Below are 15,284 nucleotides of genomic sequence, written 5' to 3'. Positions count from 1 at the left end.
CCCGCCCTTACCGGGTTCATCATGTGGGTGTTTACCCGCATCCTGCGGCCTCTTCCAGAAACCGGAAGATTCCAGGAAGCAAAACCTCTTGGGCGCTGTGGCCCAGTTCAAGGAACGCAGATGAATCTCCTCGAAAAACTTGACCAAGAGGGCATCAGCACCGGCATGCTGGTCGATTCCACGGCCGCCGCATTTCTGAGGGCCCTTCCGGCCCCGCCAGCCTTGACGGTGCCAAGCACGGTAACAGTGGCGACTCCGCTGGCATTGCCTGCTGTCCTCGGTTCGACCTTCACGGGCCCTGTAACAATCTCAGCGGCCGCATCCCCTGGCTCCGGGCAGGCCACCGTGACCCTCAAACTGAATGGGCTGGCATTGAGCCTGCCCTCCGCCGTGCGGGCTGCCACCCGGACGGAGACCTCCTCAGGCCAGCGGCGGCGTATCCGCTACGCAGACGCGGGCGGACCTGCCAGCGTGACGGCGACCGGAACCATCAGCATCGTCCTGGCCCAGCATCGCACCCCTGTTATTGATGTTTCGCATCTTTCACTATCCCCACAGCCCCCGTCCTTGCTGCTGCCCGGCGGTATCGGGCTGACTCTGCCGGCAACCTTCACCGCCGAGGGCGGCAGGTTCAAAATGCTGGGAACGGAGTTCGTGCTTCCGGAGTCCGTCCCTGTCGTGGGTGGTGTCGCCTGCGAGGCCGATCTGGAATGCGGCGCTGGTCCCCTAAAGCTGGCTGTCACCCTTAAGCCAGTCCTCGTGGGCGGTGGCGGGAACGCCCCTGCAATCGGGGGCACATTGTCCTGGGATCTGCCCGACGCAGAATCATTCGACCAGATGGTCCCCACCGGCGCCTCTGTGACGCTCGATCTGCCCACCGGCGACGGGCTCCTGGGCGCGGCCGGGCCGGCGGTGGGCACACAGCTGCGGGTCCGCGCCGGGATGTCCCGTCCGCCTGCGGATCCGGGCGCGCTGCATGTGACCGTCACGATGGAGTCGGATGCGCCTGCGGGTCTCATGAGTATTTTCGGTGACAGCCCGGGCGACATCGCGGCCGGCATCACGGCTGCGGTTGCCCCGGCCATCGTTGCCGATTCACCGACCGCTGAAACCGCGGCCCTGTTTGCAACGGCAGCGGTCCTCGGCCGCGAACTGGCGGTCAAGGGTGGCTTCACGCTGCACGGCGTGACTCTGGATGCCTCCGTTCAGCAGTCCGGAAAGGTCATCGCCCTGCTCGACGTCGAGGGCCAGGTCACGGCCGACCTTTGGCGCTGCGGACCACTGGCGGTAGGCATGCGCCCGGACGGGCGCCCGCTGCGCGTGCGCTGGCGGGACGTCGTGGCGGCCGTGGATCCCACTCAGGGCCCGGGTGAGATGCTGACGCTGGACTTCAGCCGGTCGCGGGCCGAGGTGGTCGATCCCGGCGAATGGACGGTCGATACGCCGGGGTCCCTCCTGGATATCGTGGGCACCCGTTCCGGCCACGGCTCCACGTGGTTTGAAGTGGACCTGCGCTTCATCGTGGATCTTGGTCCCGTCCGGATCAGCGGGGCCACGGTGCGCGCCACCTTCGCAAACGGTGACGTCTCGCTCGGATTGCGCGGCCTGATCGCCGGCATGGATGTCCCCGGGCTGATCCGGGGCGAGGGCCAGGTGTCGTTCACACCGGGCGGGTTCGCGGTGGTCCTGGGGGTCGAGGTCCCGCCTGTCGGCGTCGCCGCCCTGGGTTTCCTCCGTTACAGCGACCTTCCCGAGGGCCGAAAGACGGAACTCGGATTCGCCGTCGACCTCCCCGGACCCATACCCCTGGGACCCACCGGGCTCGGGTTGTACGGAGTTCTCGGAACCTTCGGATACAACGCCCGCTCGCAGGCCCTCGATCCCGCCAACCCATTCCGGTCGCTCAGGGAATGGAAGCCTTGGGACGCCCTGGACTTTGGAGCGGGCAACATGACCATCGGCATCGGCGTCAGCATCGGCACCGCGCCGGACAACGGCTTCTTCTTCAGCTCCCTGGGTGTCCTCGGCATCACCGTCCCCGCGTTCGACTTGCGCGTCGGACTGGACGGGAAACTGCTGGGCGAACGAACGACTTTTACCCGCTCGATTCTGGGCCAACTGAAAGACCGTGCAGATCAAGATCCGCCGCCTGGGGGCCCGGCTGAGATCACGGTCTCCGGCGGGATCGCCGCCACAACGGACGCACTCGACATCGCAGTCGCCGGGAAGTTCGAGATTAAGTTCCTGGTCAACGTGGAGGTGCCGCTGGCAGCGCATTTCCCCTTCCGCGGCGCCAACTGGTGGATCAGGACCGGCAGCGACGACGGAATAGTGGCGCCCACAAACCGTCCGCCCGGCCCCATCAGCGCCAAGGTCTTCCCGGGCACACCGTTCGAGTGCAGGGGCTGGGCGTTCCTCATGGTGCACGGCGCCGGTATCAACACGCCGGGCCTGATGGGCGACCCCGCCATGCCGGCGACGACGGGCTACACCATCGGTGTGGGTGCGGGCATCGAGGTGGTCATCGGGGCCAAGGGCATTCTCTGGGCAGAGATCACGTCCCGCCTCGCCGCCCTCATCAGCACCAGGCCCCAACTGGTCCGCGTCAGGGGCAACGTCAGCGGAACGCTGGGGATCGGCCCCTTCCACATCGGACTTTCCGCGGATGTCACCCTGCAGATTTGGACCGACCAGGCAGGCAAAATCCAGTACGCCTACAAGCTGCAGGTCTGCGGCGAGGTCGACCTGTTTTTCGACACCCTCCGCAAATGCATCACCATCAACACCCTAAACGCCGCACCGGCACCATTGGCACCCGTTCCGGGGCCCAATGACTGGCCCTGGCCAGAGGTGTTCCTCGCCGACGGGCTCGGCCGTTCCCTCCCCGCCGTGAACGCAGGCGCCGACGCCGGAGCCGGTTCCCCGCAACGCCCGGCCAGCGGCAACGGCCTAAACCCCGACGGCGGCTGGACCCAGGCGCCGGTGGTCTGGCCCGACGTCGTGCCTCTCCTGGCCTTTCCGATCGCACCTTCTGTGGGGACGGCCAGCATCACCTCACCGGCACCCTCGGTCAACCTCGGCCTGGTCAGCTCCGGGGGCGCAACCATTACCTGGACCCTGCGGGACGTCGTGCTCGAAGATGTGACGAATCCCGGGGCAATCACCACCGTTCCGCTCTACGACACGTCGCGCTGGCAGCCGCCGGCGGACACCGGGACGTGGCCGGCAGGAACGTCCAATGCGCGCGAACTGGTCCTGTTGCGGCGTACGCTGCTGGCGTGGGCGGCGCACATCGCCGGCGACGGAAGCCACCTGAAGCCGATGATGGATCCCGGGCAGCTCATTGGTGGCGCCTGCCTCTGGACTGCGCCGGAAGGGCCGGGGTGGGCCGTCGGCCAGGACGCCGCTCCCCTGAATACGGCGGACTGGCATGTCCCGGCCGAACACTCCGAATGGGATTCGCGCACCCTCCTGACGTTCGCCAACGGCACCGGATTCACCGTCAGCACGGTACGCGTGACAGCCATGGGTGAACCACCCACGCTTCCCCCCGCCACCATTCCGGCCGGCCCCGTTGCCCTCTCCTCAGAAGCGAAGGCGGACGGCCGGCGGTTCGCGAGCGCCCTGCGCCTCACCGGTTCCGTCTTCGTCCAGCCCGAGCATGGGCCGTGGATGCGGACCACCATCACGCTTGACGAGCCCGCCGTGGACGGCCGGCTGCACCTGCTCCTCGCCCTGTCCGGCGAAGAGGCCCCCGACGGCGTCGATCTGGGCGAGGCAGCGGTCCGCACACAGGGCGGTGCGGAGGTGCCGGTACCGCTTGCTGCCGGCGACCCGACGGCAGACGGTTCCGGCGTCGTCGTCACTCTGACCCTGCCATCCTCACCCGATGACCCGATCGCCAGCATCGGCCTGAAACACTACTGGGGGCGGCCGGCATACATCCTCGGCCTGATAGCAACCGCCGCCAAGGACCACGCCGCGGCCAAGCGGGGACGGGACGCGCAGAGGGCCTCAAACGACGCCGATGCGGCGGGCTCAGCCAGCCCCGCGAAGCTCAGCCAACTGCTGACGCCGGGACACCGGTACCGCCTCACCGTCAGCCTCGGCTGGGACAGCGCACTCAACGTCGCAGGCGTTACCGCGGCGCCGGCCAGTTCGGGGCCCGGCCCGTTCACCCGGTCCTGGTACTTCGCCACCGCCGGCAAGGACCCGAACCCGCCACCCAAACCGGCCACGGCACAGCAGGCTTCAGAGCTGGTGAAATCCGGCACCGCCTCCGGGTACTCGTCCAAGTGGAAAGTGATGGAATCCGCTGCCCCGGCCTTTACGGCCACCGGCGCCCAAATCGAGGCCCACCTTGCCGCCTACATCCTGCTGGACACCTTTAAGCCCGCCTACCTGGCCCGTTACGTCAAGGGCTTCACCACCGCAGACCACACCGAATACCTTTTCCCCTCCGACCGTCCCGGAATTGAATTCCTGGCCATGCACATCGTGGAACTGGCCGGACTTTATGACCGCGACGTCGGGCTCCTCCTGCGCCGCGTCGACAAACCGGCGCCGGATATATACACCGTTCCATTCCCCCAGCCGGCAAAATCGAAACCAAAACTGGCCCTGGCGTCAGCAGTTGAAGTGGCAGCCGGGAACGCCGGGTGCCCGGTGCCGCCCACAGAGTCATCCGTGACTATGCAGCAGGACATGGAAAAAGGGGCCAGCTACGAGCTCTCCTGCGTTCTGCCGGAGGCCGGGAACATGCAGCCGGACGTGTGGACGCCCTCCCTCGGCGGCATCACCTTCACCACCTCGAACTACGACGGCCCCGCCGACCTCCTGCACTCCTTCGGCTTCGCCTCAGGTGCGTACGGCACCGCGGCGGCACACGGCGACCTGCAGGTGGTTCCGGTGACGACGGCGGCCGGGCAGTTCCAGGACGACGCCAGACTCGAGCGGTTGGTTGACGCCCTTGGCCTCCCGCCGCTCCGGCCCGTCCGCTCCAACCGTTCCAGCCTGCTCTGGGCGCCGGCCGACGGCGGATGGGCCCTCGCCGGCCTGCTGCTCGAATCGACAGAACCGCTCATCCGCGATGATTCCCGGCGGATGGGACTGGGGGCCGCGAAGCTCTCCGGAACGGAACTGCCGGTCCGCGGGGTGAACAGGTCAGGCACCACAGCACTTTGGCTGGCCGCCACGCCACTGAATGTCAGCGCGCCGGCGAGCCTCGAAGTCCGGGCCACCGACCGGCTGGCCGGCTTCACCTGCGGAGTGGCGGTAACGGCACCGCCGCGCTTCACCACCGCGATCCTGCAAGCTGCGGAGGGGCAATGAGCATCGTCTTCTGCGACCGGGCCACGGCCTTCGGTGACATCGCCTGGCTGTTTGGGGGCGGTACGGATCCGCAGATCCCCGACGGCGTCCACTGGCACGTCACCATGGGCCGGACCGGGGGGCTGCCCGCCGGTCCGACAGTGATCGTGGATTTGGAGATCGACGATGGCAGTTTCCGCGGCGCCAATCTGTCCTGGGCGTCCGGAACAGGTTCACCCGGCGATTGGCAGATCGACGCCGACCAAGGCCACGAGCTCACATTGATCTTCGACAAACCCGCGACGGGACCAGAGGTGCTTGGCTGGGTCCTCATCCAGGGCGAGGATGACCTCACACTGGCGGCTGCCGACCCCCGGCTCACCCGGCAGGGCCTGTGGTCGGCCAACGCAGCCCGGTCCAAGCCCGACCCCGGTGGCTCCGTCAACTGGCGGCTCGCCTCGGCAGATTGCCAGGTGGTCCGCATCACCGGACACGGGAAGGTCATAGAAGCAACGGCATACATGGCTAGCAGCAGTTCCCCCCTCGACCACAACCGCGTGTTCAGCTGGGCATCACTGGCAAACGAAACTGCACAACAGATTCCGTACTATCTCCCCGCCCGCGGGGACAGCGGCAACTGGGAATCCCGGGCCAAGCTTTCCGCGCCCCTCTACCGGTTCCCCTCCGATCCGGAACGCCCGGGCGAGTATGAACCGGACCCGGGCCGCGAGCTCTCCCGGATCCGCTCGATCGCCATGCCCCCGCCGGGGACCGGCATCGTCGGGGTGGAAACATGGTGCCGGGCTGCATACGGAGCCCTCGACAGCGGCGTACGCGGAATCATTAGCGGCGAGGCCGGCGGTACCAGGGTCTCCCAGCCCGCCGACGAGGCCTACCTGCAGGCCTCCGTGGACCCCGGCGTCGCGCGCTGGCAGGGCCTCTCAGGCACGCTCGACCGGGAACCGGACCCGGCCGATGCACCCGGCCGGGCAGGGCTTGCCGCCGCCCTCGTCCCTGTTTTCCGGCGGCTTGGCCCCCGGGAGTTCCTTGTCCCACAGGACGCCGAGGCGGAAAAGTTCTACAACGACGAGATCGGTGGTTTTTTCGACCTGCAACAGACGGCCCGCGACTTTCCCCAGCTGGGGGACGGCAGCCGGTGGGAGCTCACCCTGCTCGCCGTTCCCCTGCCCTACCTGTGCGAATGCCCGCAGGACAAGCCCGAGCCGCCCGCGCTGCTCCCGCTCGGTTCGTCCTGGAACGCCGTCACCACCGGCCAATGGTCGGCAACCGTGGCCATCGACCGGGTGGTGCCCCGCGGCGAGGTCGCCTTCGTTCAAACAGAACCAACGCCTGCCACCCTGCACCCGGGAGATCCAGGGGCGCCCCAGCCGATGATCGCAGGGTACTCCAAGCCGGATGGCCGGCACGTTCTCACCGACGCCGCGATCCCCGGCGAGTACCAATCCGTCAAGGTCGGCGTAAGCCTGCAGGACTGGCTCGGACGATGGGGTGACAGCGGCGAAGCAATACTCGACCGGCCAGCGCGGCCACCCGTTCCCCCGCCGCACGGCAGCACACTCGTCATTCCCGGCATTGTCCCCACCGGCGGTGCACCAGCTTCCTGCGCCACGGTTCGCGCCGACGTCAGAGTGCAATGGCCGGCCGGCCCCGGAGCCGTACCGCTGAGCGGTTTGAGCGTCGCCGTTCCCCGGGAAGCCTCCCCCCGGATGCTTTCCGTCGGCTTCGGCGACGTCGAGGGCGGGAAGATCACCCGCGTGGTCGAATTCGCGGCCGTGGAAACGACGCCGGGCGAAGTTGCCGCTGACACGCTGACGCTCCAGAGCATCGACGCGGACGGCAGAACCTCCTCAGCGGTCACCATCACCGCAACAATCGTTGATCCGCGGCCGGTCCGGGCACCGTTCGCCAGCCCACGGCTCATTGCAACTACGCGCCGCGGCAACGACCCGTCCGTGACGGTGACACTGTCCATAACCGCAGCCCCCAACGCCCGCGCGTACCGCATCCTGATCGCCAGTGAAACAACGCTCAGGAGCGCGTTCGGCCTGCCTGCCCCGGAGCCCTCCGAGCCGCGTGCCGAACGCGCGGCGACCGTCCGGCAGGCCATGGCGGGCCGCGACCAGCGGCGCTTTTACTCGTGGGCATCAACCGAAACACACACAGTCCTGAACGGCGTAGCCAAAGCCACCATCGAGCTGCCCGCCGGTACTGATGGGGTGGTGTTTGCCCGCGCGGTCGCCGTCGCTACGGTCCCCGGAAACCCGCCGACGGAGTCGGTGTCCACCCCGTTCGAGCGGACCCAGCCCGTCGCCGTCGTGGTGCCCCGCAGCGACTTCCCACCCGTGCCGGACATTCAGACGTCCGTCGGCGAAGATGGCACCGCGGCCGTCACCGTCCGCGTCACCCGGCCACCTGCGGCGGCGCTTTCCAGCCTCCGCATCAACGGCGATCCCGAGGTTCACATAGAGGCGCGTCTTGTCGAGTACGTGGCCAGTGCCGAGCCGGTGTTTTGGCCGCAGATCAGCACCCTGGCTTTGAAACCATCCGCCGGGAACCCGGCAGTATTTGAAGGCACCGCTCCTTTGCGGGGACGGCCCTGGCAGCGAACTGCAGTTGCCGCCTGCGTCCGGTACCCGGCGGAGCCGACGCTCGCAGCCGGAGACATTGCCATTGAAAACAGCGAGATCCGTCCCGTCGGGCTGCAGTACGAACACATCCCGTCTCCCTGGGGCCCGTATTCCACCCCGGCGTGGATCGGCATCCGCGGAAACGTGCCCACCATCGAGTACTCACACACCCTCGGCTCCGTGTCCGTCACGGCCAGTGGCCTGCCCGACCTGCCAGCAGGCGCCCCTGCGTGGACAATGCAGCTCCTGCGCGGAACAGCGAGCCTGGCACCGGACCCCGGCCCGTCCGGGGGCCGCGTTCCAGCGTCCGCGGGCCTCACCCTGATTCCGAGGCCCGGCTACAGGTACGCCGTACTGCTCACCGATCCGTTCGGAGGGCAGCACGGACCGGTGCCCTTGCTCCTGATCTGAAGGCGCACGCCTTTGGGGCCCCAACTGTACGTTCGCGCTCGGTGGCCTCTCCCCAGCCGCCGCGGCCCGCCGGACCCCGCCGATCCAAGTGGTACGGGTCCACGGTCAAGAAATTCGAGTACCGGCTACCCTTGTCCGGCCAGCGGTCCCAGGACTACGTTGCCGTGTAGTGGTCCTCGCGGGCCGCCAACTCTCTTCAAATGGTCTCTAGCAGCTTGAACCGTGTGTTCAGCCAGCATTGGGGTGCGGAATGATGAAACGGGTCTTTAAACTTGGCGTTGTGAGCGGTGCCACGGCATCCCTGATTTTGGCGCTGGCGGTGGGAGCCGCCCCGGCGCACGCGGCCGCAACATGCACGCCGGGAACCGCCACACCTACAGATGCCAATCCGGGAACAGCGGTGGTGGCCGACAATTTCGAAAACGGGGCCCTGACCGGCTTCACGCCCACGACGACGGGCACCGGAACCGCTGCGGTCTCCTCGGACCAGGCCCATTCAGGGACGTGCTCCGCGTTCGTGCATGCCACCACTGATGCGGGCTCGGTGGCCAAGATGCAGGCGCCCCTGCCGGCGGGCACAGTCACGTCCTACGCCGATGGCTGGTTCAACATCACCCAGGCCGGCGTGGTGGGCAACGACGTCCCGTACTTCCGGTTTTTCTCCGGCACCTTGAGGGTCGCCGACATCTACCGCTACAACTCCAACGGGCAGCTTTGGCTCCGCGTCACGTCGCCCACCGGAGCTTTCGTCTATACCAAGCTGCTCGGTTCCTCCATTCCCTTGAGCACCTGGCACCACGTGATGATGCGAGTGACCGCGAATGGCCTGGGGACCGACGTGCAGGTGTGGTTCGATGAGACCTCCGTGTACTCCAACAACCAGGTAGCCAGCGCAGCCACCACGCTGACCGCGGCCCAGGTCGGCGCAGAACACGACAGGCAGATGGGCGACAGCTACATTGATGACGTGGTCATCAAGGCCTCCAACCAGACCAGCCCCACTCCCGTCGCTCCTCCGCCCAGCGCCAGTTCGTCCATCCGCAGCGCCGGGGACGTCGTGGCGGCCGATTCCGGCGGCGTGCTGTGGGACTACCAGGCAACCGGCAATGGCAAGTTCCAGCCGCGGCAAGAAATCGGCACCGGCTGGTCCGCTCTGGCCAAGGGGTTCGTGACGGACTGGAACAGCGACGGCGTTTTCGACGTCATCGCGCAGTGGAAGGACGGCCGGCTGAGCTTCTACCCCGGAAAAGCCGGCGGCGGATTCAGCCCGGCCAAGGCCATCGGCACCGGCTGGGGCAGCTACAACATCACCGTGGGCCACTGGCGCACCACCGACCAGTTTCCGGGAATCCTTGCCTACGACGCCGCCGGGACCCTCTGGTACTACGGCAACAACGCCGGAACATCGCTGTCACCCCGCATCAAGACCGGAACCGGCTGGGGAGGCCTGTACCTCACCATGACCGACTTCGATCAGAACGGGACGCAGGACCTCCTCGCCAAGCGCGCTGACGGCGCGCTGGTGCTGTACCGCTCCACCGGCGCCGGCGGCTTCGTCTCCGAGGTTAGGCGCACGGTGGGCACCGGATGGAACGGCATCAACAGCGTCACCAGCCTTTCCGGATTCACCACGGGAAGCTCAGGGCTCATGAGCCGGCTCACCGACGGCCGCCTGGCCAACTACCCCTTCAGCAAGGGCACCTTCGGCGCGAGGACCATCGTCGGCTCAGGCTGGAGCGCCTACAACATCATGCGGTAGGGCGCCTTGCGCTGAAGCCGGGCCAGGAGCACATACACGACGGCAGCGGCCAGCGCTGACGGCAGCGTCGCCGTGGTGAAGGCAAACATGGGTGACGATGCAAACGTGACCGGGTCAAGCAGAAGCAGGTAAACCACCACACCGATTGCCATGCTGGCAAAGCCCGCCACGTTCACGCCCTTCCAGTACCAGTAAGCCGAGCCAGCGCCGTCGTTATACAGCCCGTCCAGGTCCAGGCGCTGCTTCCTGATGATGAAGTAGTCGGCGATCTGCAGCCCGCACAGCGGGCCGAAGACGACGGCTGAGAGGGTGAGGAACGTTCCGAAGTTGGCGTAGAACGGCTCCGCCAGGAACACGATGACCACGGCCACGGTCAGCCCTGCCACTGTCGTCGCCCCTCTCCAGCTGAGGCGGGCGTCGATGGCCGGTTGCTGCTTGAGGGACAGCGCCGCCGTGTAGGTGCCCACCATCGCCGTGCCCACGTTGGCAACGATGATGAACGCGAAGGCCGGCAGGGCCAGCCACACGCCGCCGATTTCCAGCAGCCCGGGCAGCGGGTCTCCGCCGGAATCCGGGAAGACCAGTCCGGTGTACAGGCCGATCAGGCAGATGACCGCGAGCGCCAGGCCAAGTCCCAGCGTCACCGGCAGCACCGACTTCCTGGTGCTCTTGGAGAACCTCGTCATGCCACCTACATACGGCCACCAGGACAGAGCCGTGGCGAGCATGAGTTCGATCGCCGTCGTGTAGTCCAAAAGCTTGTTGCCGCTGGCTTCACTCGGCTTGGCCCCGAGGAGGGCACCCCAGCCCACCTTGCCAATAATCACCACGATGACCATCACCCCGAGCGCCAGGACCGAGCAGGCAACAATCACACCCACCCTTCGAAGAATGCCGGGACCGCGGCTGATGAGCGCCCACACCACCACCAGGCAGACCAGGCTGCTCACCGTCTGGGCGATCGGCGCGTTGGCCTCGCTCACGACGCCGAGAGTCACCAAGAGCAGGGCAGCGGACTTTCCGCTGAAAATCATCAGCGTGGTGCCCCACCCGATCGTAAAGAGAAAGGTCAGTGCCACGGTGAAGAGCGAACCCCGGGTACCGAAGACAGGCCGCGTGGAGCGCACTGCCTCCAGCCCGTACCGCGTTGCCATCGGCACCGTGGCCAGGAACACCAGGAACATTCCCGCCAGCATGGCCGCGATCATCACGATCGACCCCTGCACCGCCGGGAGGTAGAAGGCCACATATCCGCCGATGATGAAGCACCAGGTGGCCACCGCAGCCTGGGCAGAGCTGAAGAACAGCGCCTTGGGGCTCCAGTTCCGCTCGTGGCTCAGCAGGGGAAGCGATCCCTCGGTTCCCGAGGTGGAGATTCCGGTGGTCGTCTGAGTCACAGGAACCACCCCACGATCAAAGCGACAACGGGAAGAGCAATGGTGACGGCCAGGAGCGTCCGCATGTCCGCAAAGCCCGACGGCGGTTCCAGACTGCCGTACTGCCATTCAGCCAGCCTGGCGTTGAGTTCTTCTGCGTACTGCTCTTCGAGTGTGCTCACGGTGTACCCAATTTCAAGGAGTTGGAGTAGGGGCGGTCAGGCTTAGATTTCGGAGTAGCGGAAGGAGTGCGACTCCGCACCTTCGCGGTTGGGGCCGTAAACAGTGACCATGCGCGCGTAGACGGGCGCCCAGTACCGGCCGGTCCGTCCCGGATTGACGCGTGCCGCATCGCCCGGCCTCAGGATGACGGTCTCGCCGTCGCACTCGATATGGAGTTCGCCTTCCAGCACGAAGTTGGTCTCGGTGTGGGGGTGGAAGTCTTCCCAGCCGCAGGCCTCCAGCTCCCATTCCGAGAGGATGAATTCGTCCCAGGGGCCCACGGGATGGGAGTTTATGAACCTGCAGCGCAACCGCTGCCATTCGTCCTTCATGGGTTTCTTGGACTTCGCCGGCCAGAAATCGATCGCTTCCCCCGTCGTCGGCGTCGGGGTCTGAGGGGTGGTTGTGGTCATTGTTCTTACCCGTTTCTGAAGTAGGAATCTGCTTTGCGGGTTTGCTTGGGGAAATCCAAATCAGGGTTGCGTCAATCGTGATCTGCGTCACGGCGCATTCAATACAGTGACAGGGACGCTTGTTCCAGTCAATGGTTCAGAACGAAGAATGTGGAAGGTTACTTCACGTGCAGGGCGGAAGGTCCCCGGGGAAAAACTCATCTTGAACGGTTGACTTGTACAGCTGTTCATGTGAAAGTTTTGGAACACGAAGTACGTGACTGGCATCACACCGGCGAAGCTCGACGAGGAGCCCGCCGGAGCCCTCTGGACACACAGAATGTCGCGTTCGCACACGATCTTTCCCGGACCCCCACCCCGGTTCTGACCTGATCCCAGCGCAGTCCCATCGGCGTGCACCACGCTGCTCAACTCCGAGCAATCCCTTACAACAACACAGGAGAGACCCATGGAAATCCTCGTAGGAACACTCAGCAAGGCCGGATCCATCCACAAGGTAGTTGGCGGCTACGTCGGCCTGCCCTCGATGAACGAGCCCGGGACGGTCGCCGCCATCGGCGACTCCCTCCACAACCCTGAAGGGTCGGTTATGAGCGCCGGATTCTTCGAGCTGAAGGCCTCCGAACCGCTGGTGTACACGTACACCTACGACGAAATGAAGGTGGTCATCAAGGGCGAGTTCATCCTCACCGATGAAACGACGGGCGAAGTGACGCACGCGAAGGAGCGCGACGTGCTGTTCTTCCCCAAAGGCACCACCGTCAAGTTTGAGACCCCCGAGTACGGCCTGGGGTTCTTCGCCGGCGAACGCTCCTTCGCACCGTAAGGACTCCCCCGCGCACGCAGCGCATCCCACAGCGCCGCACGCCGGCGAACCCCAGAAGTTCGATTGGAAGAGGAGAACAACATGGCATTACGAGTAGGAATCATTGGTGCGGGCCCCAGCGGCATGGCACAACTGCGGGCGTTTGAATCAGCACGGCAAAAGGGCGCCGACATCCCCGAGATCCGGTGCTTTGAGAAGCGGGAGGACTGGGGCGGGCAGTGGAACAACAGCTGGCGGATCGGCCTGGACGCCCAGGGCGAGCCGGTCCACTCCAGCATGTACCGCCACCTCTGGTCCAACGGGCCCAAGGAGTGCCTCGAGTTCTCGGACTACTCCTTTGACGAGCACTTTGGCCGCCCCATTTCCTCCTTCCCGCCCCGCGAGGTCCTCTTCGACTACATCAAGGGCCGGGTGGAAAAGTCCGACGTCCGCAAGTACGTCCAGTTCAACAGCGTTGCACGCCACACCAGCTACAACGAGGAAACGCAGGAATTCACGCTGACGGTTGAGGACCTCAAGACCAACCGCACCGAGACCCACGTATTCGACAAGCTCGTGGTTGCCACCGGCCACTTCTCCGTCCCGTCGGTCCCCGAGTTCAAGGGCATCAACACCTTCCCGGGCGAGGTCCTGCACGCGCACGACTTCCGCGGAGCCGAGCGCTTTTACGGCAAGAACCTGCTCATGATCGGCAGCAGCTATTCCGCCGAGGACATCGGCATGCAGTCCCACAAGATGGGTGCCGCGTCCATCACCCTCAGCTACCGCACGGCGCCGATGGGCTATGACTGGCCGGATAACACCGTGGAGCGCCCGCTCGTCACCCACTTCCAGGGGCGCACCGCCTACTTCAGCGATGGCACCCAAGACGAGTTCGACGTCGTCGTGCTTTGCACCGGATACCAGCACAAGTACCCGTTCCTGCCCAGCGGGCTGTCGCTGAAGTCGCCGAACGTGCTGTACCCGGACAACCTCTACAAGGGCGTGGTCTGGCAGCAGAACACCAACCTCTTCTACCTGGGCGCGCAGGACCAGTACTACACGTTCAACATGTTTGACGCGCAGGCGTGGTTTGCCCGCGACGTCATGACCGGCGCGATTGATCTGCCGTCACTTGCAGAGCGCGAGGCGGACATCCAGCTCTGGCTGGAGCGCCAGGCCGCGCTGCCGGACCACGACGCGGAGGCCGACTTCCAGACGGACTACCTGCGGGAGCTCATTGACGCCACGGATTACCCGTCCTTTGACCTGGACGCTGTTTCCCAGCTGTTCAAGGACTGGATGCAGCACAAGCACGATGACATTCTGGGATACCGCGACATGATCCACCGCTCCGTGGTCACCGGCACCATGGCCACCACGCACCACACCCGCTGGCTCAACGCCATGGACGACTCCATGGAGCGGTACCTGAACGGCCCGTCGCAGGACGTGGACACCGGCGCGCCCGCCACCGTCCCTGAGATCGTGGCCGCCAGGTAATTCCGGGCCATGGGCGGCTGACTGTCCGGCACCCTGGATCGCGAACCTTTCCAAGAGGAACGCGGCCAGGGCCGGACAGGCCCCGCGTCGGCTCCTGGCGGGTCCTGTAGAAGCACTCCTCAACGTGACATGACATCTGTTCCAGTCAATTGTTCAGGACAATGATGCGAAACCTTTGTCCAAGCAATAGTCTTAATGGAAATGTCCCTGCCGGGCAGAACCGGGAGACTGGAGAGAGAGCTATGCGGGTATCCTCAGCAGATCGAAAAGACCAGCTAATCGCAGCCACCGTGGAGCTGATGAGGCGTGAGGGCGTCCAGTATGTGACCATGCGGGCCATTGCCAAGGAGGCCAACGCGCCCCTGGCCGCCGCACATTATTGCTTCAGCGACAAGAGCGAGCTCATGGATGCGGCCGCCGAAGCGTGGCTGAAGAACCTCAACCGCTACTCCAGCGACGTCCCGGTCCACCTGGGACTGCGCAAGGCCGTGGAACAAGTGGCGGAAAACTACTGGCGCGCGCTCGAGGAAGAGCCCGGCAGCCTGCTTGCCGAAATCGAACTCATCCTGTGGGCCACGCGCAACGCGGCCTCCAGCCCGCTGGCCGCGAAGATATATCCCGCCTATGAAGTGGAGCTGGGAACCCTGTTTTCCGCCGCCGCCCAGGGCAACGGCGACAAGTCCGGCATAGACGCCGCGACGCTGGTGAGGACCTTCCTGATGATCTACGACGGAGCGGCAATCCAGTACATGACCGACCCGAAGGCCGCCGATCACCGCGCCAATTTCTTCATGGTGCTTGATGCGCTCCTGGTCAAGGCCGGCGTCTAGGACCCGC

The 15,284-nt window shown here is 65.8% G+C and carries 9 protein-coding genes; 6 read left to right on the top strand and 3 right to left on the bottom strand.

From position 1 onward, the window contains the following. Positions 1–120: 120 nt before the first annotated feature. From AC1DFE_RS14340 to AC1DFE_RS14330, 3 genes are all read left to right on the top strand, one after another. Positions 121–5,331 (top strand): hypothetical protein, encoded by a 5,211-nt coding sequence (locus tag AC1DFE_RS14340; protein WP_476906539.1) that lies wholly within the window; start codon positions 121–123, stop codon positions 5,329–5,331. Further along, a complete protein-coding gene (locus AC1DFE_RS14335) occupies positions 5,328–8,369 on the top strand; it encodes a hypothetical protein (RefSeq protein WP_476906538.1) in 3,042 nt (1,013 codons plus the stop codon). Before AC1DFE_RS14340 ends, AC1DFE_RS14335 begins: the two co-directional genes overlap by 4 nt. A 280-nt stretch (positions 8,370–8,649) precedes the next feature. Further along, a complete protein-coding gene (locus tag AC1DFE_RS14330) occupies positions 8,650–10,128 on the top strand; it encodes a hypothetical protein (protein WP_476906537.1) in 1,479 nt (492 codons plus the stop codon). On the opposite strand, the gene AC1DFE_RS14325 is transcribed toward AC1DFE_RS14330, so the two are convergent. Genes AC1DFE_RS14325 through AC1DFE_RS14315 form a run of 3 tightly spaced genes read right to left on the bottom strand, consistent with a single transcriptional unit; the run spans position 10,110 to position 12,139 of the window. Then, positions 10,110–11,525, bottom strand: a complete 1,416-nt coding sequence (locus AC1DFE_RS14325) for a purine-cytosine permease family protein (RefSeq protein WP_476906536.1) — start codon at positions 11,523–11,525, stop codon at positions 10,110–10,112. The two genes, AC1DFE_RS14330 and AC1DFE_RS14325, sit on opposite strands and share 19 nt — an antisense overlap. Beyond that, entirely contained in the window at positions 11,522–11,686 is a 165-nt protein-coding gene (locus tag AC1DFE_RS14320; RefSeq protein WP_476906535.1) for a hypothetical protein, read from the bottom strand. The genes AC1DFE_RS14325 and AC1DFE_RS14320 overlap by 4 nt, the downstream gene beginning before the upstream one ends. Positions 11,687–11,728: 42 nt before the next feature. After that, the gene (locus AC1DFE_RS14315) at positions 11,729–12,139 is read right to left on the bottom strand and encodes a cupin domain-containing protein (RefSeq protein WP_476906534.1); all 411 of its coding nucleotides are present in this window, start codon (positions 12,137–12,139) and stop codon (positions 11,729–11,731) included. A 448-nt stretch (positions 12,140–12,587) separates the two neighbouring features. Between AC1DFE_RS14315 and AC1DFE_RS14310 the strand changes: the two genes are divergently transcribed. The 3 genes from AC1DFE_RS14310 (at position 12,588) to AC1DFE_RS14300 (ending at position 15,277) form a co-directional block, all read left to right on the top strand. Continuing rightward, positions 12,588–12,965, top strand: coding sequence for a cupin domain-containing protein (locus tag AC1DFE_RS14310; RefSeq protein ID WP_476906533.1), 378 nt, complete (start codon positions 12,588–12,590; stop codon positions 12,963–12,965). Between the two features lie 81 nt (positions 12,966–13,046). Beyond that, a complete protein-coding gene (locus tag AC1DFE_RS14305) occupies positions 13,047–14,447 on the top strand; it encodes an NAD(P)-binding domain-containing protein (protein WP_476906532.1) in 1,401 nt (466 codons plus the stop codon). Between the two features lie 242 nt (positions 14,448–14,689). Then, on the top strand, positions 14,690–15,277 hold the full coding sequence (locus AC1DFE_RS14300; protein ID WP_476906531.1) for a TetR/AcrR family transcriptional regulator: 588 nt from the start codon (positions 14,690–14,692) through the stop codon (positions 15,275–15,277). Positions 15,278–15,284: the final 7 nt, after the last annotated feature.

The sequence above is a fragment of the Arthrobacter sp. 05T423 genome, assembly GCF_056396245.1.
The sequence above is the reverse complement of the archived record's forward strand: the minus strand, read 5'-3'. Positions and strand labels throughout refer to the sequence as shown.

Excerpts from the sequence above, each read along its gene's own strand:
- AC1DFE_RS14340 (WP_476906539.1), top strand. The coding sequence starts at position 121 with ATGAATCTCCTCGAAAAACTTGACCAAGAGGGCATCAGCACCGGCATG.
- AC1DFE_RS14335 (WP_476906538.1), top strand. The coding sequence starts at position 5,328 with ATGAGCATCGTCTTCTGCGACCGGGCCACGGCCTTCGGTGACATCGCC.
- AC1DFE_RS14315 (WP_476906534.1), bottom strand. The coding sequence starts at position 12,139 with ATGACCACAACCACCCCTCAGACCCCGACGCCGACGACGGGGGAAGCG.
- AC1DFE_RS14310 (WP_476906533.1), top strand. The coding sequence starts at position 12,588 with ATGGAAATCCTCGTAGGAACACTCAGCAAGGCCGGATCCATCCACAAG.
- AC1DFE_RS14305 (WP_476906532.1), top strand. The coding sequence starts at position 13,047 with ATGGCATTACGAGTAGGAATCATTGGTGCGGGCCCCAGCGGCATGGCA.
- AC1DFE_RS14300 (WP_476906531.1), top strand. The coding sequence starts at position 14,690 with ATGCGGGTATCCTCAGCAGATCGAAAAGACCAGCTAATCGCAGCCACC.